This window comes from Peteryoungia aggregata LMG 23059, assembly GCF_030814435.1.
GTDB classification, from domain to species: Bacteria; Pseudomonadota; Alphaproteobacteria; order Rhizobiales; family Rhizobiaceae; genus Allorhizobium; species Allorhizobium aggregatum.
Map to the genome: position 1 here is coordinate 334,110 of NZ_JAUSUW010000002.1, position 23,438 is coordinate 357,547.

The window sequence follows — 23,438 nt, forward strand, 5'->3', positions numbered from 1 at the left end:
GTATCGGTCTTTCATTTCGGGTTGAGGAGAGGATCAACAAGCGTTGCCGCTTCCAGCAGGTGCTTGTCTGCAAAGCGCTGACCGATCAGTGTCACGCCGATCGGAAGCGTCGGCATGGCGAGCGGCACTGGCACATTGAGACAGGGAACGCCGAGCAGCGTCCAGGAGGCATTGAACACGGGATCACCAGGCCGGCGCCCCGGCGGAGCAAAGCCCGGCGCGCTGGGCGCAATCACCAGATCGAACTCCCCGGCCGTCGCATCAAACGCGATCCGGGCCAAAGCCATGGCATCATAGGCGCGGGCAAGATCAGCAAGCTTCGAGCCGTCCCGGTTTTCAACACGATGATGGAAGTCATCATGCAGGGCCGTTCCATGTCGGCGGGCAAGATTGCGAAAGGCCGCCTGCCCTTCGCGGTGCAGGATCACCCGGTGATGGGCATCGAGAGCGACAAATTCCGCCGGGAGTTCCAGCCTGGAGACGGCGTGACCGGCAAGGGCAAGCCGGGTCTCGGTCATATCCAAGGCCTCGATACTCTCCGGCGCCAGGCGGTCATGGTAGGGTCCGCGGGTGATGACGATACGCAGACGACCGGACAGGTCTTTTTCTTCCAGCGTTTCGCCAAGGCCCAGAACATCGGCAAGAAGTGCGATATCCGCAACACTTCGACCATACCAGCCGACCGTATCAAAGCTTTGGGCATAGATCTTCACACCCTCCCGGCTCACCCGACCGAAACTCGGCTTGAAGGCATAGACGCCGCAGAACGAGCCTGGACGGATGGTCGAGCCGCCGGTCTGGGTCGCCAGCGCGAGTGGCACATGACAATCGGCAACGGCGGCAGCCGATCCCGCCGATGAACCGCCGGATGTGCGCGACAGGTCGTGCGGATTGCCGGTGCGCGCGTCACGACCGGCGGCGGCAAACTCCGTCGTATCGGTCTTGCCAAGCACGATCGCCCCTTCTGCACGCAGGAGATCGACCACGGCGGCATCGCCTGCCGGGCGGAAGTTTTCAAAAAGCGGGGAATTGTGCGTGGTTGGCAATTGAACTGTGTCAAAGACGTCCTTGACCGCAATCGGCAGGCCGTGAAGCCGTCCCCTTTGCTCGACCGGCAAGGCATCCAGCCGCTCGGCTTCGGCTATCGCCTGCGGATTGAGCGCAAGCCAAGCCTGCACGTCCATGTCGCGTTCGGCGATGCGGGAGAGACAGGCGGAGACGAGATCGCGTGCTCGGACCTCACCCGTCGCCATCCGGGCAAGAGCCTCGGTCGCTGTCCACCGGTTGAGCCCGAAATAGGCGCCTGATGCCGCGCTCATGCCGGCACCTCCGCAGGTGCTGCGAGATGGAATTGCGTGACCGCCTGAAAGGCGGCGCCAAGGCGCAGGCATGTTGCATCGGCACCCGGCTTGCCGACGATCTGCAGACCAGTCGGCAGGCCTTGTCGCCCCAGGCCCGACGGTAGCATCAGAGCCGGCAGTCCGGTCACATCGAAAATCATCGTGTTGCGGGAAATGACCGTCTGGAAGGCGTGCGGCACGCCGTCAACCTCCACAGTCAGATCATCAAGCCGTCCCGCCTCGCCTCCAAGCCCCGGGGTCACGATCGCATCGAGATCGGCCATGACATCAAGGAAGGCATCAAGGGCGGCAATCCGGGCCTGCAAGGCCTGACCATAATCCACCGCACTATAGGCAAGGCCGTTGCGCAGGCGGTGCAGCAGGCCCTGATCGAAGTGGGTTTCTCGGTCGAGTTGCGGAGAATGGAGCGTTGCCAGTTCACTTTGCAGGATCACCCAGCCGGCGTTATGCCAGGGCTCGATGTCAAGCGGCGGCAAGGTGACCAGCTCGCAACCAAGGTTTTCCAGGGCCGCAAGAGCTCCCTGCCAATTGGCAAGCACGGCGGCATCGACCCGCTCGGTAAACCAGGTCGTTGGAATGCCGATCCGCATGCCCGCGACGGAGGCTTCGACCAGCACGTCGGCGCATGCCTCGACCAGTTGCGGATCGGTAGACGGCGCCATGAAGGGCAGCACACGGGCGATATCGCGGGCAGACCGGGCCATCGGCCCGACATGGTCAAGCGTCCAGGACAAGGGAGCCACACCGTTGCGCGAGACCAGTTCGCGGCTGGGCTTGAGCCCTGTTGTGCCACACCAGCAGGACGGCACGCGGATCGAGCCGCCGGTATCGGTCCCAAGCGCAAGCGGCATCAGTCTTGCGGCCAGTGCGGCGCCGGAACCCGTTGAGGAGCCACCCGTCCAGCGCGTCCGGTCCCACGGATTTGTCACCGCGCCAAATCGCGGATTGTGCGGCGAGCCACAGGCAAATTCCGTCGTCGCCGTCATGGCAAAGGGAATGGCCCCCTGGGCGCGCAGTGCGGCCACGACCGGGGCATCGGCAGGCGCGATCCGTACCCCGGTCAACAGGGAACCGGAGGTCACCATCGTTCCGGCGACATCAATGATATCCTTGACGCCAAAGGGTATGCCTTCGAGCGGGCGCGGTGCACCGGATGCCCAGCGCCGGTCGCTCTCGCGGGCAGCCTCTTCGGCTCCGGCAACAGGGCGCAGCACCGCTTCCTGCCCATCGCGGGTCGTCTCGATTGCATCGCACAGGGTTTGTAGCAGTGTCGAAGGCTTGAGGCTCCGGCTGGCGAATGCCGAGAGCAGGGCCTCCACGCCAGCGTTCCGGACGGGACCTGAGAATGTTTGGGCTTCCGACCTCGGCATATGTGCATCCGGCCGCTTGTCCACAGATGCGCCCCCATGCCGGTCAAAGCGGGTCGGATCAATCAGCAGCAAAGGGTCGAATGCCTCTCCCCGACCGGGCAGGGAGAGGGCATGTGCTGTGCGTGGCGCCGGGGTCACGTCACTCGGCCGCCATCTGGTTCAGAGACCGCGACGCCATCAGCGGCTGGATGCGCTCGCCGAACTGGTCGAGCCCGACGAGGAAGTCGTCGAAGGTCAGCATGATACCCTTGGTGCCGGGAACGGTTCCGGCCTCATCCAGCATGCGGGCGACATTGGCGTAGGAGCCGACCAGCGTGCCCATGTTGAAATTGACGGCACCTTCGGGAAGGTTGATGTGCTTGGCGGTCGAATTGGCGTCCGCCGTCGCGTCCTTACCGCCCTGATCGGCCATCCAGGCGAGCGCATCGACATCGGCGCCGGCGCGGTAGCTTTCCCACTTGGTGCGAGCGAGCTCGTCGGTTTCGTCGGCAATCACCATGAAGAGAACATAGGCCCCGACGTCACGGCCGGTTTTGGCAGCAGCCTCCATCAGCTTGGCGTTGTTGGGCGCATAGGCCGTCGGCGTATTGATGCCCGAACCCATGACGAAGTTGTAGTCGGCATATTCGGCGGCAAATTCCATGCCGCGCGGGCTCTGGCCGGCAGCCACGATCTCGATCTTGTTGGCCGGCATCGGCTTCATCATGCAGTCCTTCATGGTGAAGTGCTTGCCTTCGAAGCTTGAGACGCCCTTCTCCCAGAGCTCCTTCATGATGTGGACATATTCGGTCGAATAATCATAACGATAGCCGAAATAGTCGTCGCCGGGCCACATGCTCATCTGGTCATATTCCGCCATCTGCCAACCGGAGACGATGTTGACGCCGAAACGGCCCGGCGCAACGCTGTCGATCGTCGCGGCCATGCGCGCGACAATGGCCGGCGGCAGGGTCAGGACGGCCGTCGAGGCAAACAGCTTGATCCGCTCGGTGACCGCCGCAAGGCTTGCCATCAGGGTAAAGCTTTCGAGATTGTAGTCCCAGAACTCGGCCTTGCCGCCAAAGCCGCGCAGCTTGATCATCGAAAGCGCAAATTCCAGTCCGTATTTTTCCGCTTTCTGCACCACCTGCTTGTTGAGCTCGAAGCTCGGCATGTATTGCGGCGATGTGGTCGAAATCAGCCAGCCGTTGTTTCCGATAGGAATGAAGACACCGATATCCATGTGGGTTCCCCTGTTTTTGACACCTGAACGCCTGCAATATGTACGAACTAATGCAAAAAATATTTCGCCTGTCCAGCCAAAAATGCCGCATGTTTGTGCGTGCATATTGTTTGTGCAATCGGTGAAAAGGCGCGCAGGAGCGAGTGCCGTCGTTTGGATCAAACGACGCGTCACTGGGCAAAAGCAGAGAGAAAGACGCGTGACGCGCTCATCACGCGCCCGACACAGATCGCTACGCCGGATTTCTGCTCAGGTGCTTCAGGACTCTGCCCGCAGGGTGGTGGTAAAGGTGAAGCGCTCAGCAGGCAGAACCTGGAATGCATATTCCAGCAGGCGACGGCCAGAGCCGTAGTAGCGCCGGGTGACGACAAGAGCGAGATCGCCCGGCTTGACGTCCAGCTTTGCCGCAATCTCGGCATCCAGGATCATGGGCCGGATGTCCTGCTGGATTTCCTGGATCTTCTCGCCGGTAAACTGCTCGATGTAGTGAAAGATCGCACTGCGGGCGACGGTGATGTCCTTGACCGCAGCGGCGAGCTTGGCATCCACATAGACCTCGTTCCAGGAGAAGGGCCTGCTGCGATTGCCTGGATAGCGGATGCCCGCCATATGAAAGAACTTGCGCCCCGGGCGGCAGCCGAGCTCGACGGCCAGCTTGCCCTGCGCGGAAATCTCTTCCTTCGTGTCGATGACGAATTCGGTCTCGGCGGCTATCTCGAAAAGTTCCGAGCGGGAATGGGCGATGAAGCGCTTGCGCTCCGGATCAAACCCGGCCTCGACCCGCGTGCCGACCCCCTTGCGCGCCGAAAGGCGTCCCTTGTTGCGCAGTGTGCCGATTGCCTGGCGCACCGTCTGGCGGCTGACGCTGAGCGCGGTGGCGATCTCGTTTTCCGTCGGCAGGAGCGAGCCGACAGGATAGTCTCCATTGCTGATCCGGCTTTCGAGATGATGGGCGACCTGCAGGTAAAGCGGTGCCGTATCGACCTCCGGCTTCCAGTCCATGCGCTTCTGATCCACGTCCATCGCCGTCCTTGCCGGCCCAACCGCCGCCTTGATGCCATTGCCTGAGTTTCAACCTTCTTTCCCGGCAAAAGGCAAACGGAATCCGGCAGATCGTTGAAACCCGGTCCATCGGCTTGCGCATATCGGCCAAATCAATTAGTACGTACATATCCTAGCAATTTTCCCAGGACATCCCACGCATGTCGGACTTGATCGCCGGAGAGGTTCCGCCCACTCGCCGCGCCTCCTCGCTGATGCAGACGCTCGCCGCTGCAACACTGATCCAGATTGTCGCAACCGCAAGCGTCCTCGCGCTGACGGCAATTGCCCCTGATGTAGCGAGCGATCTTGATATCGGCGCCTACTGGATCGGCTATCAGATCAGCCTGATCTACGCGTCCGGCATGTTCTCATCTGCAATTGCCGGAACCCTCGTCCAGCACTTCGGTCCGATCCGCATCGAACAGATAGCGCTTGTGTGTTTCGTCCTGGGCTTTGCCGGCATTGCCAGCGCCAATATCCCGCTGATCATCATAGCCTCGCTTTTCATCGGCGTTGGTTACGGGCTGAACAATCCGGCGTCTTCGGAAATGCTGAGCCGCGTCACACCACACAACAAACGCAATGTGGTGTTTTCACTCAAACAATCTGGCGTTCCCCTCGGCGGCATTCTGGCAAGTTTCGCTTTCCCGTTTCTGTCGCGGTATGTCGACTGGCATCTGGCCCTGCTGATCGGGGCAGCAGCGCCGCTGGCGACAATGGGTTTTCTGGCCGTGACCCATGCCGCCGAGCCCAGCGCTCCGTCAGCCTCTCGGTCCCTGATTCGTGGCCTGGTCGACGAACAATCGACGATCTGGCGCAATCCGCGGCTGCGGGCGCTATGCGGCCTCGGCTTTGCCTATTCGGCCATGCAATTGTCCGTGTCAGCCTTTGCCGTGGTCACCCTTGTCCATGACGCAGGCTGGTCGCTGTTGTCGGCAGGCTCGGTGGCGGCGGCCATGCAATTGGCGGGCGCACTTGGACGGGTGTTCTGGGGCGTCGTAGCCGACCGCATCGGCGGCGGCTTCATCACGCTTTCCCTGCTCGGACTGCTGGGTGGGCTGGGCTATGCCCTGCTCTTCTGGCTGACCGACCTGCCAAGCTTTGCGCAGGTCGCACTGTTTGTTGCCGTTGGTGGCGTGACGATCGGCTGGAATGGCGTGCTTCTGGCGGAAGTCGCGCACAATGCCCCTGAGGGCCGGGTCGGCGCGATTACCGGCGGCGTGCTGGTCTATACCTTTATCGGCGTCATTGTCGGCCCCTCCACCTTCGGCAGCCTCTATGCCCTGACCGGCCATTATGGCGCGAGCTTTCTGATCTTCTCGCTGTTTGGCATTGGCGGCATGATCCTCGCCTGGCGCGCGCATTGCGCGGGACGCTGAGCCGGAAACACCAATCATATGTACCGACATAATGAAGGCCATAGACCTCTATTGGTCACTGGATTCACAACGGTCCTCGCTTACACTCTTCGCACCTTGAACAACAAACAAGCGCTGCTGTGGTGGGCTTTTCGGCAATCGCCGCTAAATTGTGCAGCGCAAAAAAATAGGCAAAAGTCAGTTGACGGAGACTTGACTATGTACGTACATTATCCTCGAACGCGGTCGCAAACCGCAGCGAAAGACACCGGACAAACCGGGTTTCACAGAGGGGAATGTTGATCATGCGCCTGCTTATCGCCAGTTCGTTCCTGGCCGCTTCGACCGTTGCGGCCGTTTCCACACCCGCTGCGGCAGACCCGATGGCCGATGCAAAGGCCATCATTGAACTGCACCGGGCCATGCCGGTGTTTGAGGCGCCGGGTGATGCCTTTGACGCCAAGGCCTGCATGGCCGGAAAGAAGGTCCTGTCGATCCCGATCTCGATGACGATCCCGTTCAATGTCGAACTGCAGAAGGCAATGGCGACGGCAGCCGAAGAAGTCGGCTTCACCTATACGACCTGGGACAATCAGCTGAAGGTCGACCAGTGGGTCCAGGGCATTTCGCAGGCGATCAGCCAGAAATATGACGTACTCGATCTGGCGGGTGGCCTGAACCCGGAAGTGCTGGGTCCCCAACTTGGCGAAGCGCGTGCGGCAGGCCTGAAGATCAGCACCACGCATTTCTATGACGTGACGCAGCCGCCAATCGACACTGTCGACTATTCCGGCAAGGTGGATTTCACCGGCGCCGGCAAGCTTCTCGCCGCCTGGGCCTATGTCCAGACCGAAGGCAAGCCGAATGTACTGATCATAGGCTCTTCCGATGTCCTGCCTTCGATCCCCTTCGTCAAATCGATCCAGGACCAGTTGACCGCGCTCTGCCCCGATTGCACACAGAAGCATCTCGACGTTCCCGTCTCCGAATGGGCAACGAAGATCCAGTCCGGAACGCAGTCGGCACTGCTCGCCGACCCCTCGATCAACTACATTCTGCCGATCTATGACAGCATGTCGCAATTCGTCGTTCCGGCGCTGCGCATCACCGGCGCCGAGGGTGCGGTCAAGATTGCCAGCTTCAACGGCACGCCCTTCGTGCTCGACATGGTGCGTGAAGGCCAAGTCGAAATGGATATTGGCGAGAGCCTCGGCTGGGCCGGCTATGCTGCTATCGACAACATCATGCGCATGATGTGCGGCAAGCCTGAAGTGGCCAAGCTCAACGTACCGCTTCTGGTCTTCGACAAGAGCAATGTCGAAACGGCAGGCGTACCGGCCAATTTCAACGACGGTTATGGCGATGCCCATCTCGATGGCTTCCGCAAGCTGTGGATGCTGAAATAATCCTTGAAGGACCAAGCGGGAGCCGTCTCCATGACCGAGAACGCCGTGCTCAAGATGGACAATATCCGCATGCGGTTCGGCAGCTATTATGCCTTGAAGGGCGTATCGCTTTCGATCCGGCGCGGGGAAGTGTTTGGGCTTCTCGGACAGAACGGCTCCGGCAAATCCACCATGATCAAGGTGCTGGCCGGCTTTCACCAGCCGGAAGAAGGCAGCCGGATCGAACTCTGGGGCCAGGCCCTGCCGCTTCCGCTTGATCCGATGCTGATCAAGAAGCGCGGCGTGGCCTTCGTCCACCAGCATCTCGGCCTCGTGGCATCGCTCACCGTGGTCGAGAACATGCGGGTGACGGCCCTCGGGCAAAAGACACCCTGGTTCGTCAACTGGCGCAAGGAGGCCGCGGCCATCTCGACGCTGTTTGCCGAGTTCGGACTGGATATCGACCCATTCGAGACCGTCGGCAATCTGCCGCCGGTCGAGCGTGCCTTTGTTGCGATTATCAGGGCTTTCGAGGATCTGCGCGCTTCGGATGCCGGCTATGGCGGCGAAGGCATCCTGGTGCTCGACGAACCGACGCCCTTCCTGCCGGCCGAAGATGTGCAACGCTTGTTCACCCTGATCCGCTCCATCGTCAAGACCGGGGCTTCGGTCGTTATCGTCACTCACGATATCGACGAGGTTCGCGACATCACCGACCGGGTCGCCATTCTGCGCGATGGCGAACTGGTGGATATTCTCGACACCCGGGAGACCGGGCGCCAGTCGATCCTGGATACGATCGTCGGCAGCCGTATCGATGCCTTTGAAAAGAAGCGCATGGCAGTCACCGGGATCCCAAGCCTAGTCAGGGTTCGCGGCCTGACCGATGGGCAGAATACCCCCTTCGATTTCGAGATCCGGCAGGGAGAGACGCTTGGCGTCACCGGCCTGATCGGCTCCGGCTTTGCCGCCCTGCCCTATCTGCTCTTTGGCGCCCTAAAAGGGCTGGGCGAGATCACCGTGGATGGCAAGACCATGCCGGTCTCGGCCATGACACCGCTCGCCGCACAGAAGCTTGGCATTGCCTTCTTGCCCGGAGATCGACTGGGTGCCGCTGGCATCGGCAGCCTTCCGGTCACCGACAATGTCACGCTGCCCATCCTCGACGGATTGACCAGGCCCTATGGACTGGATCGCTCGGGAATGACCCGCGAAGCGGCGAAACTTGCGCAAATCTATGACGTGCGCCCGCAAGATCCGCATCTGAACCTTGGAGCGCTGTCCGGCGGCAATCAGCAGAAAGTGCTGCTGGCGAAGTGGCTGCAGATCAAGCCGAAGCTCCTGATGCTCGACGAACCGACACAAGGCGTCGATTTCGGCGCGCGCCAGCAGATTTTCAAGGCACTCGACAAGGCGAGCGCCGAAGGCACCGCGATCCTCTGCGCCTCGACCGACAATGAACAGCTGGAGCAGATCTGCGACCGCATCATCGTCTTTTCCAAGGGGCGACCGGTCATTGAGCTCAAGGGCTCCGAGATCAGCCGCAAGAGCATTACCGAAGCCTGTTTCCACAGCCATGACGCGGAGGCCGCAGAATGACGACGCTGGATATGCCGACCACCAAGACGGTGCCAAAGGCGAAAAGCCGTTTCACCCTGAAGACCGAGGGAGAACGGTTCGCGCTCGTCGGTGCCTGGCTGTTGCTGATCCTGATCTTCGGCACGCTGATGCCGGATTCCTTCCTCAGCTGGCGCAGCTTCTCGACCCTGTTCGGCTCGCAGGCCGTGCTGGTCGTCCTGACGCTTGCGATCATCATCCCGCTGACGTCTGGCGATTTCGATCTCTCCGGCGCCTCGACCCTGACGATGAGCTGCATGCTGATTGCCGTCCTCAACGTCAAGCTCGGCTGGCCGGTCGTGCCGGTCATGCTGATTGCGCTTTTGAGCGGCGTGGTGATCGGAGCGGTCAATGCCTTTTTCGTTCTCTATTTCCGCATCCACTCGCTGATCGTGACGCTCGGCGTTGGCACTTTCGTCAATGGACTGATCCTCTGGGTCAGCAATTCCCAGACGATCTCAGGCGTCTCCATGGGGCTCGTCGAATGGGTGATCATCAACAGACTTTTCGGCATTCCGCTCGCGTTTTTCTATGCGCTGATCCTTGCCGCCATCATCTGGTATGCGCTGGAATTCACCATTGCCGGGCGCAAGCTGCTGTTTGTCGGTCGCGGGCGGGAAGTCTCGCGGCTGAGCGGGATCAATGTCGACCGGGTCAGGGCCAGCGCCTTCGTGATCTCCGGATTGATCTCTGCCTTTGCCGGCATGCTCTATGCCGGCATGACCGGATCTGCCGATCCCCTGTCCGGGCTTAACCTGCTGCTCCCGGCCTTTGCTGCCGCCTTTCTCGGTGCGACGACGATTTCGCCAGGTCGGTTCAATGCCTTTGGCGCCGTCATCAGCGTCTACTTCCTGGTCACCGGAATCACCGGGCTCACCATGCTCGGGGCGGACACCTATGTGCAGAACCTGTTTTACGGTGGCGCGTTGGTGATTGCGGTGTCGCTCAGCCAGCTTGTACGCAACCGACAACCGCAGGATTTCAGCTGATGGAGATCGAAAAGGTCATGGCGGCGCTGGCCGAAAGCTATTGGGGCCGCCATGCCTCGGAGCCGGAACTGCTGGCCATGACAGGTGAGCTGCGTCGCGACAGTGCAAGCATCGCGCCCGCCGCGCTTGGCAGGAGCGGTGCGCTGTTCACCGTCGAGCCGGCACATTTCGACGCCCTGATGCAGGCGGAGGCGAAGCGATGAGCCTCGACAATCCAGGCTCCCTCTCCGACGCGGCAAATGCCATTCGACGCGGCGACATCTCCTCTGTCGAAATGACAAAAGCTGCCCTCGCGCGGGCAAAAGCCAGCCAGGAACGTTTGAACGCCTTTATCGAGATCGAGGAGCAGCCCGCCCTTGAGGCCGCCGAAGCAGCCGACAAGGCACTGGTCGATGGTCGCGAAACCGGGTCACTGCATGGCGTGCCGCTGGCGCACAAGGACATGTATGACCGCAGAGGTTTTGTCACCGGATGCGGCTCGAAAATCCGCGCCGGTCACGTCGCATCCGACACCTCGACCGTCATGGCGCGTCTGCAGGCGGCAGGGGCGATCACCATCGGCCGGTTGAACATGAGCGAATTTGCCATGGGCCCGACCGGGCATAACTTCCATCACGGACGCGCGCTCAATCCGATCGATCCGGCCCTTGTTACCGGGGGCTCGTCCTCCGGATCGGGCGCTGTTGTCGGCGGCGGCGTGGTCATGGCAGCCCTTGGGTCCGATACCGGCGGATCGATCCGCCTGCCGGCAGCCTGTTGCGGTGTCGTCGGCATCAAGCCGACACAGGGCCGCGTCAGCCGCCATGGTGTGATGCCCCTGTCCTTTTCGCAGGATTGCGTCGGGCCGCTGGCGCGCAGGGTGGCGGATGCATACCTCCTCCTGCAGCAGATTGCCGGACCCGATGGGCTCGATCCAACCTGCGTTTCGGTCATCCCGCCGCAGGATCTGACATCGGATCTGTCCGCAATCCGTATCGGCATTGCCGGCGGAATGTTTGCTGACGGGCTGGACGGAGACGTTGCAAAGGGCATGGAGCTTGCGATTGAGACGCTTTCTTCCCTGGTCGGCACAGTCTCTTCAGCCACTTTGCCAGATCTCGCCTCGATTGCCGAGCTTGCGAATGTGGTGGCGATGGCAGAGGCTGGTACTGCGCATTTCGACGGGATGCGCGAGCGCCCCGAAGATTACGGGCCGCAAATCCGCATGCGCCTGTCCCAGTCGCTTGCCATTCCCGCCCCCATCTATCTCAGAGCCTTGCAGATCCGTGCCGTGACGCTGAAAGCCTGCCTCGACACCACATTTGCGCAAGCAGACGTGCTGATCGCCCCGGCCATGCCCTTCCTGCCGCCTCTGTCGGCGGATGTCGATATCGGCACCAGTCCGCGCATGAATGCCGTGGTCAGTGCCATGACCTCGTTGACCAGACCCTTCAGCTACCTCGGCCTGCCGGTGGTAACCCTGCCGGTCGCACAGTCTCAGGGCGGATTACCAGTCGCACTGCAGATCATCGCCAGGCCCTGGCGCGAAGACCTTGCCGCAAGCGTGGCGCAGAGCCTTGAACGGGCCATCGCCCTTCCAGCATTCATCGACAGGTCAGCGGCCTGATCCGATCAACAAGCAGCCAGGACGGCCAACCAGAAGGATTGCCTCGATGAACAGTGTTCCGACATTTTCCCAGCCTGTGAACCTGGTTTCAGATGTGAGCCAGCAAGGCTTTCGCGACGCCATGGCGAAGATGGGCGCCGCCGTCAACATCATCACCACGGATGGACCGGCGGGTCGGGCAGGCTTTGCCGCAACAGCTGTCTGCAGCGTCACCGACAGCCCGGCAACCCTTCTCATCTGCCTCAACCGCACGGCCTCGGTCTTCAATGCCGTGATGGAAAACGGAGTGGTCTGTGTCAATGTCCTGACTTCAGCGCATGAAAACCTGTCCTCGCTCTTCGGCGGAAAGACTCCGGTGGACGAACGCTTCGCCGCAGCCGAGTGGCAGGAGGGTGTGACCGGCGCACCGATGCTTGCGGACGCCATGGTCTCCTTCGACTGCAGGATCATCGAAAGCCAGGATGTCGGCACCCATCGCGTGCTGTTTTGCGCCGTCCAGCAGATCCGCGAGCAGGAGGCGGATGCCGCATTGGTCTATTACAAGCGCGCCTATCATCACCTGGGTGCGTAATCGGACACCTGGATATTTGCCGGATTGAATAGCCGCGAGATTTGTAGACGCCTTCTTTCCTACTTTTGAGGCAAGAAGATCACCATTAGCAAATCGAATTTCAGCGAAGAGTTTAAGCGGGACGCGGTGCGTCAGATCACGGAATGGGGCTATCCGGTTGCGGAGGTTTCGCAGCGGCTGGGTGTGAGCTCGCATTCGCTTTATGAGTGGAAGAACAAGTTCTCCTTGGCGTCTGGCAATCAGGGCAGCGAGCAGTCCGAAGAGATCAGGCAGCTTAAAAAGGAGCTGGCGCGTGTCACCGAGGAGCGCGACATATTAAAAAAAGCGACCGCGTATTTCACCAGGGATGCAAAGTGAAGTACGCGTTCGTTGCAAAGCATCAACAGCGGTTTTCGGTGCGAATGATGTGTCGCCTGTTCCGCATCCATCCCAGCGGGTTTTATGCCTGGCTTCGGATGCTCTTGAGCAAGCGTGCCTTTGAGGACAAGCGGCAGATCGATCTGCTCCAGACGGCTTGGGAAGAGAGCGGCAAGGTCTACGGGTATCGCAAGCTTCATGACGATCTGCTCGATCACGGCGAGACATGCTGCCTCAACCGGGTTGCGCGTCTGACGCGGATTGCCGGGATAAAGGCTCAGATCGGCTACAAGCGCCGTCCTGGAGTTTACGGCGGCAGGCCTTCCATTGTCATCGACAACACGCTGGCTCGGCAATTCGACGCCGCGGCCCCGAACAAGGCCTGGGTCACCGACGTGACCTATATCCGAACCAACGAAGGTTTCGCCTATCTCGCGGTGGTGATCGATCTCTATTCCCGCCGTGTTATCGGCTGGTCTATGCAGAGCCGACAGACGACGGATGTCGTGCTGCAGGCGTTGCTGATGGCTGTCTGGAGGCGAAAGCCAAAGGAAAAGGTTCTGGTGCATTCGGATCAGGGATCGCAATTCACCAGTATGGACTGGGCAGCGTTCCTGAAGCACCACAATCTGGTTCATTCGATGAGCCGGCGGGGCAACTGTCATGACAATGCCGTCGCCGAGAGCTTCTTCAATCTGTTGAAGTGGGAGCGAATACGCCGAAAGGTCTATCGCTCAAGAGACGAAGCCAGGCAGGACGTGTTCGACTACATCGAGATGTTCTACAACCCGAAGCGCAAACATGTCAGAAACGGGATGCTGTCCCCCGTCGAGTTCGAAAAACACCAGAAAACGTAACCCGAGGGTGTCTACGAAACTCGGGGCTATTCAAAATCCCACCGGATACCCAAAACGACACCCAAGCTCATTTCGAGCTTCAGCGCCCAACAGGCACTCGCACCACAACACAATGATCTTGCTGAATAAAAATGGTGCCCGGAGGCGGACCGCGCATCCATGGCCATCCTCCACTGAATTTATTGCACTTTTCGGACGCCTCTACAAGACTTGTCACACAGTCTAGCCCCTCAGGCCAATTGCCCCCTTACAAACTTTTTTCGTGCCCACTATCTACACTATGGGGAACCTGGGCAGGTATCTCCAGGTGCAAGCCTTTGCGGCTCCACGAGGTTTACTCTCGCTGTGTAGAATGTGAGCACGTCAAGCCATTTTACCATTATTTTTCATCTAGTTAGACGTATTGACAGCCTCCTGGAGTGGACTCATGCTTGGGTTATCAACGAACCCGAAACCAGGAGAAATCTCGTGCAGATCACCCTAGCCAAGAGCACCTTTGAAGCCACGGCCACAGGCGGCCTCGTCCATGTCCGCATCGGCAAGCTCAACCTCCAGGCGGAGACGTGGTGCCGCCTTCGCGACTTCTCCAAGTGGGACTTCTTCACCGAGATCTCACCGGATGGATTTGGCACCCGCCGTGCCATCATCGGCCCCTTCGAACTCTTCATGCACTGGGACAGATGAGGGGCTAATCGGCCCCCAAAACGCAATAGCCTTCCTTCTGAATAACCGTCCGCCATTTGGTGGCTAGTTATTGGCTTCCTCCTGAAGAAACCGACCAGCGCAACCGAGCGGCCCAGAGCCTCCCGGAGTGAGCTCCCTTGTCCAAAATCAACCGAAAGCCCCAGCCATGAGCCGACCAGATCTCGACCACCACCACACCATCCAACACCTGGAGACCATCCGCAGCAACTACCGCAGCAAGGAGGCCCGCAGGAGCATCGACCGAGAGCTAGAGATCCTCAAAGGACCTGATGGCCTCTTGCGTCACCCTTCTGACACCCTGAATGCAGTCAACACGGCAGACCTCACAGAGTCCCTCTTCATGGATCATGCACGACGACTTCGAGAGGCCCGCAAAGCCCGCGAAGCTGAGGCCCAGGCCAACCGCAAGTCCATCCGCCTAGTCCACTCCACGAACTAACCCCCTCCCAACATCTCGCAGACCTGCCCAGCGCCGCCCTCGTGGGCCGGTGACGGGACACCTATGCCCAGAGAAAGGAACCCGATGTCAGATCCCCAAGACCCCTCAGTTAGTCCGCAGATCCTCCAGGCCCTCCAGAGGATGAAGGCGAAGCGGCAACAGTCCCCCGCCTCCCCTGCTCCCCAGGCCACTCCGCAAGAAGAGCCGGGAATGCTCTCTCAGGCCGCCGACTTCGTGGGACGAGGCCTCCAGCAGACCCGAGCCACCTTGGGGTCAGTCTCCACGGGGGCCATCAAGTCCGCCTTTGAGGTGAGCGACTTTGCCCACGAGATGGCGGGAGATCCCGTCCAGCCGGAAGAGTGGAGCGGCTTTCGCAAAACCATTGAAGCGCAAGACAAATTCTATGCGGACCTCTATGCGCCCGCCGCTATCGTGTCGGACATCTCCCAGTTTGCCACCGGGATGGTCGGCGCGGGAAAGGTGATGGGCCTCAGCAAAACCGTTGCGAAATTGAAGCAAGGGGCCACCTTGGCGCGGGGGACATACGAGACCGCACGAGGGGCCGCCACAGGGTTCATCGCAATCGATCCCCACGAGGACCGACTATCCAACCTCATCCAGCAATATCCCGCCCTGGAGAACCCCATAACGGAATACCTTGCGGCAAGTCCTGATGACGAGGCCATGGAGGGACGCCTCAAGAACGCCCTGGAGGGCATCGGCCTGGACGTAGCCATTGCGGGCACCTTCGCGACGGCCCTCAAGGCCATGCGGTATATCCGACAGGGCGATGATGAGGCGGCAGAGGTCACACTGAAGGCGATGGACGAGGCCCCCACCCAGGAGGCCCAGCCCCCGGCAGTCAAGGAGCAGCTACCCGAGGCACCGGAGCAGACCGCTCCAGCGCAAGCCGCAAGCCCAGCACCCGATGGGACCCAGCCTCCAGCCATCGACCCTATGGCCCAACCTGAGGCCGCGAAGACCCCAGCCGCCGCCCCGGTGGTGCAAACCCGCATTGAGGATGAGGATGTCTCCGCCATCATCAAAGGCGCGGAGGATGACCTTTCAGCGATCCGCCTCTATGGCAGCCGGGAGGAGGCCACGGCACAGGGCCACCGCTTCACCTCCAAGGGCTACCTCCCGTGGCAGAAGCTCCAGGGACCCGAGGAAGTGCGGACCCTCGTGGACAACACCGCGACAGCCCTCAAGGCCCGCCTGGGGGAACTCAAGGGCGGCGACGTTCTGTCAGACCCCAAGGTGCGGGAAATGGTCCGGGAGCGGGCCTCCATGTTCAACGAAGACACTGACCTCCTAATGGGGCAGCTCATCAAGGCTGGCGACAATGCGAAGTCCATGGTGGCGGACATGGAGGTGTCCTACCTCATCGCCAACAAGATGTTCCAGGATGCCTATGCCGTGGCCACCAAGATCCAATCGGGCATCCTCACGGACTGGGCTGGAGATGCCACCAAGGCAGGGGAGGAGCTGAAGCGGCGCCTAGCCGTTGCCACCGAACTGATGGGCTCCGCCAAGTCCATGAGCAGCGCCGCAGGGCGATCCTTGCGCCGTATGCGGTCAGAGTTCCAGGTGTCGCCGGAAGACATGGCCCTCCTGAAGGACATGGACCCTCAGAAGCTGGCTTCCCTGGTCTATGCCTCAAAGGGAGAACCCAAGAAGCTCGCAGAATTTGCGAAGCCCACCTTCCTCCGCCGCGCCATGGAAGAGGGCCAATACTCCCTGGTCAACAGCCTCCTCTGGCTTTACCCCACCCACCTCGTCAACGTGACCACCAACGCCTTCATGTTGGCTGCACGTCCGACCGAGCGTTGGCTTGGAGGTCTTGCCCTGGGGGCCAAAGGCTCACCGATCCGGCATCAGGCGGCCAAGGAATACGGCTACATGCTGGGGTCCCTTGGAGATGGCTTCTCCGCAATGCTGGAGGCCTTCAAGCGTGGGGACAGTCGCCTCCACCCGCACCACTCAAATGAGTTCTTCTCAGAGGGTGCCAGTGGTGTCCAGCAAGGTGCCTTGAACTTCAAGCCGCTCACCTCCCTGGAGAACATCATTCACAATGGGATGATTGCCGCCAACTACCGGAACGTCGTGGGCCTCCCGACCCGAGCACTGGGGGCCATTGACGAGTTCATGAAGACCCTGAGCTACAGGGCCACGGTCCAGTCCAAGGCCTATGTGGAAGCAACCCAGCGCGGCCTCTCGGGGCAAGATCTGGCCCAGTTCATTGAGCGCCGTCTCTCAGCCGCCTTTGATGACAGCGGACGGGGCACCGACACGGCGGCACTGAAGGAAGCCCAGACGGCGACCTTTCAGCAGGATCTCCTGAAGGACACTTTCGGCAGGACCGTCCAGAACGCTAGGACCAAGCATCCCGTCCTGGGCTTTGTGTTGCCCTTCGTGAAGACACCTATCAACGTCCTCCGCTACAGCCACAAGATGACCCCCGGCCTGAACCTCCTCCAGAAGGAGTACCGGCAGATGCTCACGGGGCAGCTTGGGACCGAGCAACAGGCCCAGGCAATCGGACAGATGACCTTGGGGGCCACCTTCATGGCACTCATTGCCGTCCATGCGGCAAACGGGGGCATCACTGGAGGCGGTCCCGATGATCCTGCCTTGAGGAGCCAACTGGAGGCCACGGGATGGAAACCCTATTCGATTGTCTGGGAAGGTGCGGATGGAAAGCGCCGCTTCCTCCCCCTGGGCAAGTTCGATCCGGTCGGCCTTCCTGCCTCCATCGTCGTGGACATCGTGGAGGGTCGGAAGCTTAAGGAGGATGATAAGTCATGGGATGCCGCAGCGGGGGCCGCCCTACTCAGCATCGGGCAGCGGTTCTCAGATCGAACCTTCCTCTTCAACATTGAGTCCTTCCTCAGGGCACTGAAAGACCCAGAGCAGCACGGGGGCAAGTACCTGGGGCAGACGGCGGCCAACATGATCCCGCTCTCCTCCGCCTTGAGGGGATACGTGAATGACGACCCCTACATGCGGGAGGCTCGGGCGTTCACCGACTACCTCAGGAAGGACATGCCTGGACTGTCCGCCGCACTTCCTCCGAGGCGAGACGCCTTTGGGGAGCCGATCTTCCGCCGCATAGGTCTGACCAGTACCGACGAAGCGGACACGGTGGAGGCGGAGCACAACCGCATCATACTCGATACAGGGAAGGGACTAGGTGCTCCCGACCCGATGAAGGGTGACGTGGACCTCAGGGACTTCAAGCTCTCCAATGGTCGGACGGCTTATGACCTTTACCAGGAGTATATGGCGGAGCCTCCAGGCCGACCGAGCCTGAAGACGGCCCTAGCGAAGCTCATCAAGTCCGACCTTTACCAAATCCTCCCAGACGGCCCCGGAGACATCAAGGGGACCCGCCTCAATGCCTTGCTTGGGGTGGTCGGGAAGTATCGAGAGGCGGCCTATAAGCGCCTCCTCATCGAACACCCGGAACTCCGCAAAGGAACCCTCAGGCGCAAGGCCCAGGTGGCAGCGGACCTCAAGAGCAACCGGACAGACGATCCAGGAGCAGGCCGCAAGCTCCTTGAGCGCCTTGGCTACTGACCCAACCGAGAGAAAACATCATGGCACGAGAACCCTACCGGCCCATCTCAGGGCCTTCCGCAATCACGCCTGTAGCACGCCCCGTGGACACCTATGTGCGTCCCGCCGAGCCTCCCCGCTCTTCCCTCCATGAGTTGGCTGAGGGTCTGGCTTCGCTTGACACAGGGATGTCCGCCTTTCTGGCGAAGCGAAACGCAAAGGCTGAGGAGCAGGACAAGATCCGAGCCGAGGCGGCCTTCAATGCGAATAACTCCCTGGGGTGGGCTGAGGCAGTCCGACAAGGCAAGGTCCCTGCCCACGCCTCCCCGATCTTCATGCAGTCCTATAAGGCAGCCCAGGGCAATCTAGCGGGCATCCAGCTAAGGGACCAATTCACCAAGGAGTACCTCTCCTGGAATGGCCGCTCCAAGAACGACCCCCAGGCGTTCCAGGCCTTCCTTGGGGAGTTCGTCCCCAAGAATATCGGGACGGATGATGTCGATATCCTACGGGGTCTGAACCCTCACATTGAGGCCCTGAAGTCTGACGCCTACGAGGTCTTCTCCAGCGAGTCCGCGAAGTCCGTCTATTCGGGGGCCATCAGCACCCGTGGTGCGATCCTGGGCAGGACCCTGGAGGCAGCCAGCGATGATGAGCTTACCACTGGGCAGATTATCGACCACGAGGCCCTTTGGGGCGACCTCATGGAGCAACGCCATGTAGCCCTGGAGGCGGGCACGAGGGCAGAGGACTTTGACGGGCAGTTGGTGGAGATAATCACCTCCAAGGCAGTGTCCCTCAATAACCCCGATCTCCTGGGCCTCTTGGACCGTACGACCGATGAGGCGGGGCTTCCCCTCAAAGACTATCCGAAGTTTGGCTCCATGAGGGATGAGGCGATAAACGCCCTGGAGACCACGGGACGGCAGCGGATGCTAGACCGTGACCGAGCCCAGGAGAAGGCCGACAAGGAGCGGGAGAAGTCGGTGGTGGTGAGCGTTGCCCGCACCATTGCCCAGGACCCCAGTGCCGAGATCCCAGAGGAGGTCTTGAGGGAATGGGAGAAGTACAACCCCAAGGCCCGCAAGGATCTCGTGGAGCTACGCAAGAGCCTCCTGGACGGTGAAGACCTGGAGGACCCCTCAGAGATCCTGAGGCTTCATCGGGACGTTGCCGAAGGGGCAGACCGGGAGGAGATCCTTGCGGCGGCGGCAGCGGGCAAGATCAGCAATCCCCAGACGCTCACTGGGCTCCTGGACCGTGTGGAGAAGTACCAGAAGGCACGGCGCGAAGGCGGCGGCATTATCGAGAGCCAGACCTCCAAGCGGTTCGTCAAGGAGATCTCCAGGCGCACCGCTCCCGCTGGGCTGGAGGCGGATCTCTTTGGCAACTTCGCGACCACCGATGAAGGCCTCCAGGCTATCCAGGACTTTGAGTTTGGCTTGATGTCTTGGGAGGAGAAGAACCCAGACGCCTCCTTAATCGAGCGGGAGCGATACGCGAACGAGTTGGGAGAGGTCATCCTTAGCCGCATCAATCCAGATGCCGACGCTATGGACCCCACCAAGTACACGGGAGACGCGGACCTTGCACAGCAGAAGGCACAGGAGCAGACATCTCAGGAGCCCCCCGTTGACATCGACTCTCTATATCAGGGGGACCAGCCACCGGCCTATGAGACATTGCCCAAGGCTTTCCAGGAGTACCTTGATCGTGAGGCGGGAGCCATGGGCATCACCCGTGACGAACTCAATGCGGCCATCTGGTCTGAGACCAAGGGGACCGACACCGAGGCCCAGCAGCGGGACCAGGAGGCGGCTCCTAAAGTGGACCCTGAGACGGGCCTGATCGTACCCCCTGAGCAAGGCGACACGGGAGGCGATATGTCCGAACTGGCCGACAGCCTGGGCAGCCTCATTGACGGTTACGTGAGCGGGGAAGAACCGGCAGCCACCACCGCAACCGAAGAGGCGGGGGAGCTTCGCCCCATCCTCGATCTTCTGGGTAACTCGGAGGGGACCGACAAAGGCAGGGGCTACAATGAGACCCTCTCCTATGGGGCTTACACGGGCGGCCCCGTGGAACTCACCAAGATGACACTGGGAGAGGTCAAAGAGCTTCAGCGCGATATGCTGGCCCACCCAGACAACTCCTGGAACTCCTCCGCCGTGGGCCGTTACCAAATCGTCGGGACCACTCTCCGAGGCCTCCAAGAGCAGATGGAGCTACCTGACGATACCGTGTTTGATGAGCGCCTCCAGGATGCCATGGCGGTCCAACTCATCAAGAACCGGGGGTACGACTCCTGGAGGTCTGGCGAGATGGGGGATGGTGCTTTCATGACAGCACTAGCCCAGGAGTGGGCATCCCTTCCGACTGCACGGGGACAGGGCTACTACCCAAACCAGCGGGCGGCGGTCGGCAAGTCCACTATGATGTCCGCCTTTGCAGGACTGAAGGGTCTCACCGGGGGGCAGGAGGCCATAGACTCCATCCTCACAGAAAGCGGCCCCCAGGAGTTGCCCCCAGCCTACGCGAAGATCCCAGAGGACGAGGTGGAGCAGTTCCTCCAGTGGAACCCAGACCCCGTAGGCAATCATGAGGCCAACCTCCAGACCATCAAGCCCCAACTGGCAGATGTCGTGCGCCGTGCCCAGGAGTTGGCTGGGGTCCGCTTCGTTGTCGGCTCCGGCAAGCGGGATGCAGACCTCCAGAAGAAGGCCGTGGAGTGGGGATGGTCACAGACCAATGAGTCCAACCACCTGGAGGGGGACGCCGTGGACCTCTGGCCTATCGATGAAGAGGGAGCCGTGGTCTTCGATGAGGACATGCAAGAGGCGATAGCCCAGGCCATGAAGCAGGCCGCCGAGGAACTCGGTGTCACTATCGGATGGGGTGGCGATTGGAAGCGCTGGAAAGATCGCCCCCACTTCGAACTCAAGAAGGCCCGCACCTGAAGCAAACACCGGGAGGCTCCTTAGTTGGCCTCCCGGCCATCCTCACAGACACAGATTGGAGATGCCATGGCCACCGGAAGCGATGCGCCAAGCCTAACCGCATACCTACACCTTGAGTTTGCCCCCTTCGACAAGACCGATGACCGCCGCCCCTTTGGCGTCTCCGCCACGGTGGAGGAGCCGGGAGGTGAGGCCTGCACGTTCCAGGGCTACGGCTTTGCGGATGACCAGGAGTTCCCCCGAGCCGCCGCCGTTCATCAGCTACTTGAGGCCCTGCCCCATGCCCCTCGCCTTGTCATCCACATGGCTGGCCTCAGCACCCGCCTAGACCACTTCAAGCGCGGCAATGGGAAGAAGAGCGACGGCTCCCGCTTCATCGGCTCCCGACATCTGGAGGCCCTCCTTGCGGCTCGTGAGGCCAACCGCCTGGAGATCCTGAAGCCGCCTCAGAGGTTCGCCACGGGTTACCAACTCGCAAAGCACGGCGCGAAGAAGGCCCTTGAGGAGGTCCGCAAGAGCAGCACCGCAAGGGGCAATGTGGAGGCGGTCTTCAATGCCAACACCCTCATCCATTTCTGGGAGACCACCAAGTGACGGCAGCGGGCCAGCAGCTACGACAGGATCTCAGCGAGGTCCCCACCAAGTTCTTCGACCAGTGGCTTACTCCAGGCCCCGGCCCCCTGGAGGAGCTTGCCGAGGGAATTGCGGATGACGTGGAGCGGACGATCAAGACCAGGACGCGCCGCGATGCCGCCTCCCGCCGTCGCTTCATCGTGGGGAACTACGTGGCAAATCTTGCTCACCTGAGGCTTTGGCCTGGGGTGGACTCAGAGGCCCGCCTTGCCATCTCCACGGCCCATCTGAAGCCGACCCGCTATGACCGCGAAGACTACCCTTATGGGCTCAAGGGGAAGGTTATGGAGGCGATGGAGGAGGTGGGGGCCCTCCGCACCCACGATTATGTCTTCAAGCGTAAGCAGACCGCCGTGGAGCCCACCGAGGTCTTCAAGTCCAGACTTCAGTCAATCGGCATCCGCCCCGCCCATATCAGCCGTGACCCAGGTGGGGAGACCATTTGGCTGGCCGCAAGGACCGGCGTTAGGTCTCGGTTCGGTGGGCCTACCCCTAAGCGGACAATCCCCTATGAGGACACTGTAGAGAGCAACCGTTTTCGAGGGGAGATGGCGCGGATCAATGCCACCCTCTCCACCTCAGGGCTCACCTTTGGAGGGGAAGCCGTGGCCCCGTTCCTCCTCCGCCGCAACTTCCTCCTGAGGAGCCTTCAGGACCCCGTGGAGTTTAACCTCAATGGCAGACTAGGCGGCGGCTTTTGGATGAGCCTATCGGCCAAGCAGAGACACAAGCTGGCCATTCGGGGGGAGCCGGTCGCGGATCTGGACTACTCCGCCATGTTCGCTCATCTGGCCTACGCTAGAAGCGGGGAGCCGATGCCGAATGTTGACCCCTACCAGATCCCAGGCCTGGAGGATCACCGCGATGGGGCCAAGCTGGCGCTCATCTCGCTCCTCTCCCGCTCGTCGGACATGCAGCTCCTCTCACCGAAACTCAAGGCGGCTCTTCCTGAAGGCTGGACCGCCAAGAAGCTCGTGGAGGCCGCCACCCGCCACCATCCGCGCATTTCCCACCTGTTTGGGACGGACGTGGGGCTGGACCTTATGTTTACTGAGAGCCAACTCCTGGTGCGCCTCCTGCTCGACCTGGGGGAGGAAGACATCCCAGCCCTCCCGATGCATGACGGGGTCATGGTGGCGGCCCAGGACGTGGAGCGGGCAAGATGGAAGATGCAGAGGGCGGCTCTTGATGCAATCGGCGTTGCGTTGCCCATCAAGGAGAAGGCGATATGGCAGCCAACTTGAAATAACTCGCCACTATACCCCCCCTCCCTGCTCCCTTCTCCTAGCCCCCCTGCTCTTGGAGTTGGCTTGGAGTTCGGCTTCATGTGGGGAGGGATGATAGATCCCCCTCTCCTCCAGGACTTGAAGGCAGACGCTAGGAGTTCTCCTTCAAGCTCCAGTGCTCAAGGT

At 61.0% G+C, this 23,438-nt stretch carries 17 protein-coding genes; 13 read left to right on the forward strand and 4 right to left on the reverse strand.

Annotation, left to right across the window (positions count from 1 at the left end):
* Positions 1-11: 11 nt before the first annotated feature.
* The 4 genes from J2045_RS04490 to J2045_RS04505 all read right to left on the reverse strand — a co-directional run bounded on the left by J2045_RS04490 (position 12) and on the right by J2045_RS04505 (position 4,970).
* On the reverse strand, positions 12-1,319 hold the full coding sequence (locus tag J2045_RS04490; RefSeq protein ID WP_307369853.1) for an amidase: 1,308 nt from the start codon (positions 1,317-1,319) through the stop codon (positions 12-14).
* Positions 1,316-2,680, reverse strand: coding sequence for an amidase (locus J2045_RS04495; RefSeq protein WP_307369854.1), 1,365 nt, complete (start codon positions 2,678-2,680; stop codon positions 1,316-1,318). Before J2045_RS04495 ends, J2045_RS04490 begins: the two co-directional genes overlap by 4 nt.
* Before the next feature lie 190 nt (positions 2,681-2,870).
* Positions 2,871-3,953 (reverse strand): pyrimidine utilization protein A, encoded by a 1,083-nt coding sequence (rutA, locus tag J2045_RS04500; RefSeq protein WP_307369856.1) that lies wholly within the window; start codon positions 3,951-3,953, stop codon positions 2,871-2,873.
* A gap of 258 nt (positions 3,954-4,211) precedes the next feature.
* Complete coding sequence (locus J2045_RS04505) at positions 4,212-4,970, reverse strand: GntR family transcriptional regulator (RefSeq protein WP_166600581.1); 759 nt, start codon at positions 4,968-4,970, stop codon at positions 4,212-4,214.
* A gap of 185 nt (positions 4,971-5,155) precedes the next feature.
* Between J2045_RS04505 and J2045_RS04510 the strand changes: the two genes are divergently transcribed.
* From J2045_RS04510 to J2045_RS04570, 13 genes are all read left to right on the forward strand, one after another.
* The gene (locus J2045_RS04510) at positions 5,156-6,376 is read left to right on the forward strand and encodes an MFS transporter (protein ID WP_307369858.1); all 1,221 of its coding nucleotides are present in this window, start codon (positions 5,156-5,158) and stop codon (positions 6,374-6,376) included.
* 284 nt (positions 6,377-6,660) lie between these two features.
* Positions 6,661-7,761 (forward strand): sugar ABC transporter substrate-binding protein, encoded by a 1,101-nt coding sequence (locus tag J2045_RS04515; RefSeq protein WP_307369860.1) that lies wholly within the window; start codon positions 6,661-6,663, stop codon positions 7,759-7,761.
* A gap of 30 nt (positions 7,762-7,791) precedes the next feature.
* A complete protein-coding gene (locus J2045_RS04520) occupies positions 7,792-9,339 on the forward strand; it encodes a sugar ABC transporter ATP-binding protein (protein WP_307369861.1) in 1,548 nt (515 codons plus the stop codon).
* A complete protein-coding gene (locus J2045_RS04525; protein ID WP_307369863.1) occupies positions 9,336-10,346 on the forward strand; it encodes an ABC transporter permease in 1,011 nt (336 codons plus the stop codon). Before J2045_RS04520 ends, J2045_RS04525 begins: the two co-directional genes overlap by 4 nt.
* Positions 10,346-10,549 carry a hypothetical protein gene (locus tag J2045_RS04530; RefSeq protein WP_307369865.1) on the forward strand — a complete coding sequence of 68 codons (204 nt, stop codon included), beginning with the start codon at positions 10,346-10,348 and terminating at the stop codon, positions 10,547-10,549. The genes J2045_RS04525 and J2045_RS04530 overlap by 1 nt, the downstream gene beginning before the upstream one ends.
* On the forward strand, positions 10,546-11,952 hold the full coding sequence (locus J2045_RS04535) for an amidase (RefSeq protein WP_307369867.1): 1,407 nt from the start codon (positions 10,546-10,548) through the stop codon (positions 11,950-11,952). Before J2045_RS04530 ends, J2045_RS04535 begins: the two co-directional genes overlap by 4 nt.
* A 46-nt stretch (positions 11,953-11,998) precedes the next feature.
* The gene (gene rutF / locus J2045_RS04540) at positions 11,999-12,523 is read left to right on the forward strand and encodes an NADH-dependent FMN reductase RutF (protein ID WP_307369869.1); all 525 of its coding nucleotides are present in this window, start codon (positions 11,999-12,001) and stop codon (positions 12,521-12,523) included.
* Between the two features lie 84 nt (positions 12,524-12,607).
* A protein-coding gene (locus tag J2045_RS04545; protein ID WP_307370099.1) for an IS3 family transposase occupies positions 12,608-13,737 on the forward strand; the annotation gives its coding sequence in 2 pieces (ribosomal slippage) (positions 12,608-12,851 and positions 12,851-13,737; 1,131 coding nt in all).
* Between the two features lie 468 nt (positions 13,738-14,205).
* Positions 14,206-14,421 (forward strand): hypothetical protein, encoded by a 216-nt coding sequence (locus tag J2045_RS04550; protein ID WP_307369872.1) that lies wholly within the window; start codon positions 14,206-14,208, stop codon positions 14,419-14,421.
* 670 nt (positions 14,422-15,091) lie between these two features.
* Positions 15,092-18,457: a hypothetical protein gene (locus J2045_RS04555; protein WP_307369874.1), complete on the forward strand. Its 3,366-nt coding sequence runs from the start codon at positions 15,092-15,094 to the stop codon at positions 18,455-18,457.
* Between the two features lie 167 nt (positions 18,458-18,624).
* On the forward strand, positions 18,625-21,393 hold the full coding sequence (locus J2045_RS04560; RefSeq protein WP_307369876.1) for a M15 family metallopeptidase: 2,769 nt from the start codon (positions 18,625-18,627) through the stop codon (positions 21,391-21,393).
* Between the two features lie 66 nt (positions 21,394-21,459).
* Positions 21,460-21,987: a hypothetical protein gene (locus J2045_RS04565; RefSeq protein ID WP_307369878.1), complete on the forward strand. Its 528-nt coding sequence runs from the start codon at positions 21,460-21,462 to the stop codon at positions 21,985-21,987.
* The gene (locus tag J2045_RS04570; RefSeq protein WP_307369880.1) at positions 21,984-23,270 is read left to right on the forward strand and encodes a hypothetical protein; all 1,287 of its coding nucleotides are present in this window, start codon (positions 21,984-21,986) and stop codon (positions 23,268-23,270) included. The genes J2045_RS04565 and J2045_RS04570 overlap by 4 nt, the downstream gene beginning before the upstream one ends.
* Positions 23,271-23,438: the final 168 nt, after the last annotated feature.

Bases quoted from the DNA above. Each gene is read 5' to 3' on its own strand.
- J2045_RS04490 (WP_307369853.1), bottom strand. From the start codon at position 1,319: ATGAGCGCGGCATCAGGCGCCTATTTCGGGCTCAACCGGTGGACAGCG.
- rutA (WP_307369856.1), bottom strand. From the start codon at position 3,953: ATGGATATCGGTGTCTTCATTCCTATCGGAAACAACGGCTGGCTGATT.
- J2045_RS04510 (WP_307369858.1), top strand. From the start codon at position 5,156: ATGTCGGACTTGATCGCCGGAGAGGTTCCGCCCACTCGCCGCGCCTCC.
- J2045_RS04515 (WP_307369860.1), top strand. From the start codon at position 6,661: ATGCGCCTGCTTATCGCCAGTTCGTTCCTGGCCGCTTCGACCGTTGCG.
- J2045_RS04520 (WP_307369861.1), top strand. From the start codon at position 7,792: ATGACCGAGAACGCCGTGCTCAAGATGGACAATATCCGCATGCGGTTC.
- J2045_RS04525 (WP_307369863.1), top strand. From the start codon at position 9,336: ATGACGACGCTGGATATGCCGACCACCAAGACGGTGCCAAAGGCGAAA.
- J2045_RS04530 (WP_307369865.1), top strand. From the start codon at position 10,346: ATGGAGATCGAAAAGGTCATGGCGGCGCTGGCCGAAAGCTATTGGGGC.
- J2045_RS04535 (WP_307369867.1), top strand. From the start codon at position 10,546: ATGAGCCTCGACAATCCAGGCTCCCTCTCCGACGCGGCAAATGCCATT.
- rutF (WP_307369869.1), top strand. From the start codon at position 11,999: ATGAACAGTGTTCCGACATTTTCCCAGCCTGTGAACCTGGTTTCAGAT.
- J2045_RS04555 (WP_307369874.1), top strand. From the start codon at position 15,092: ATGCTCTCTCAGGCCGCCGACTTCGTGGGACGAGGCCTCCAGCAGACC.
- J2045_RS04560 (WP_307369876.1), top strand. From the start codon at position 18,625: ATGTCCGCCTTTCTGGCGAAGCGAAACGCAAAGGCTGAGGAGCAGGAC.
- J2045_RS04565 (WP_307369878.1), top strand. From the start codon at position 21,460: ATGGCCACCGGAAGCGATGCGCCAAGCCTAACCGCATACCTACACCTT.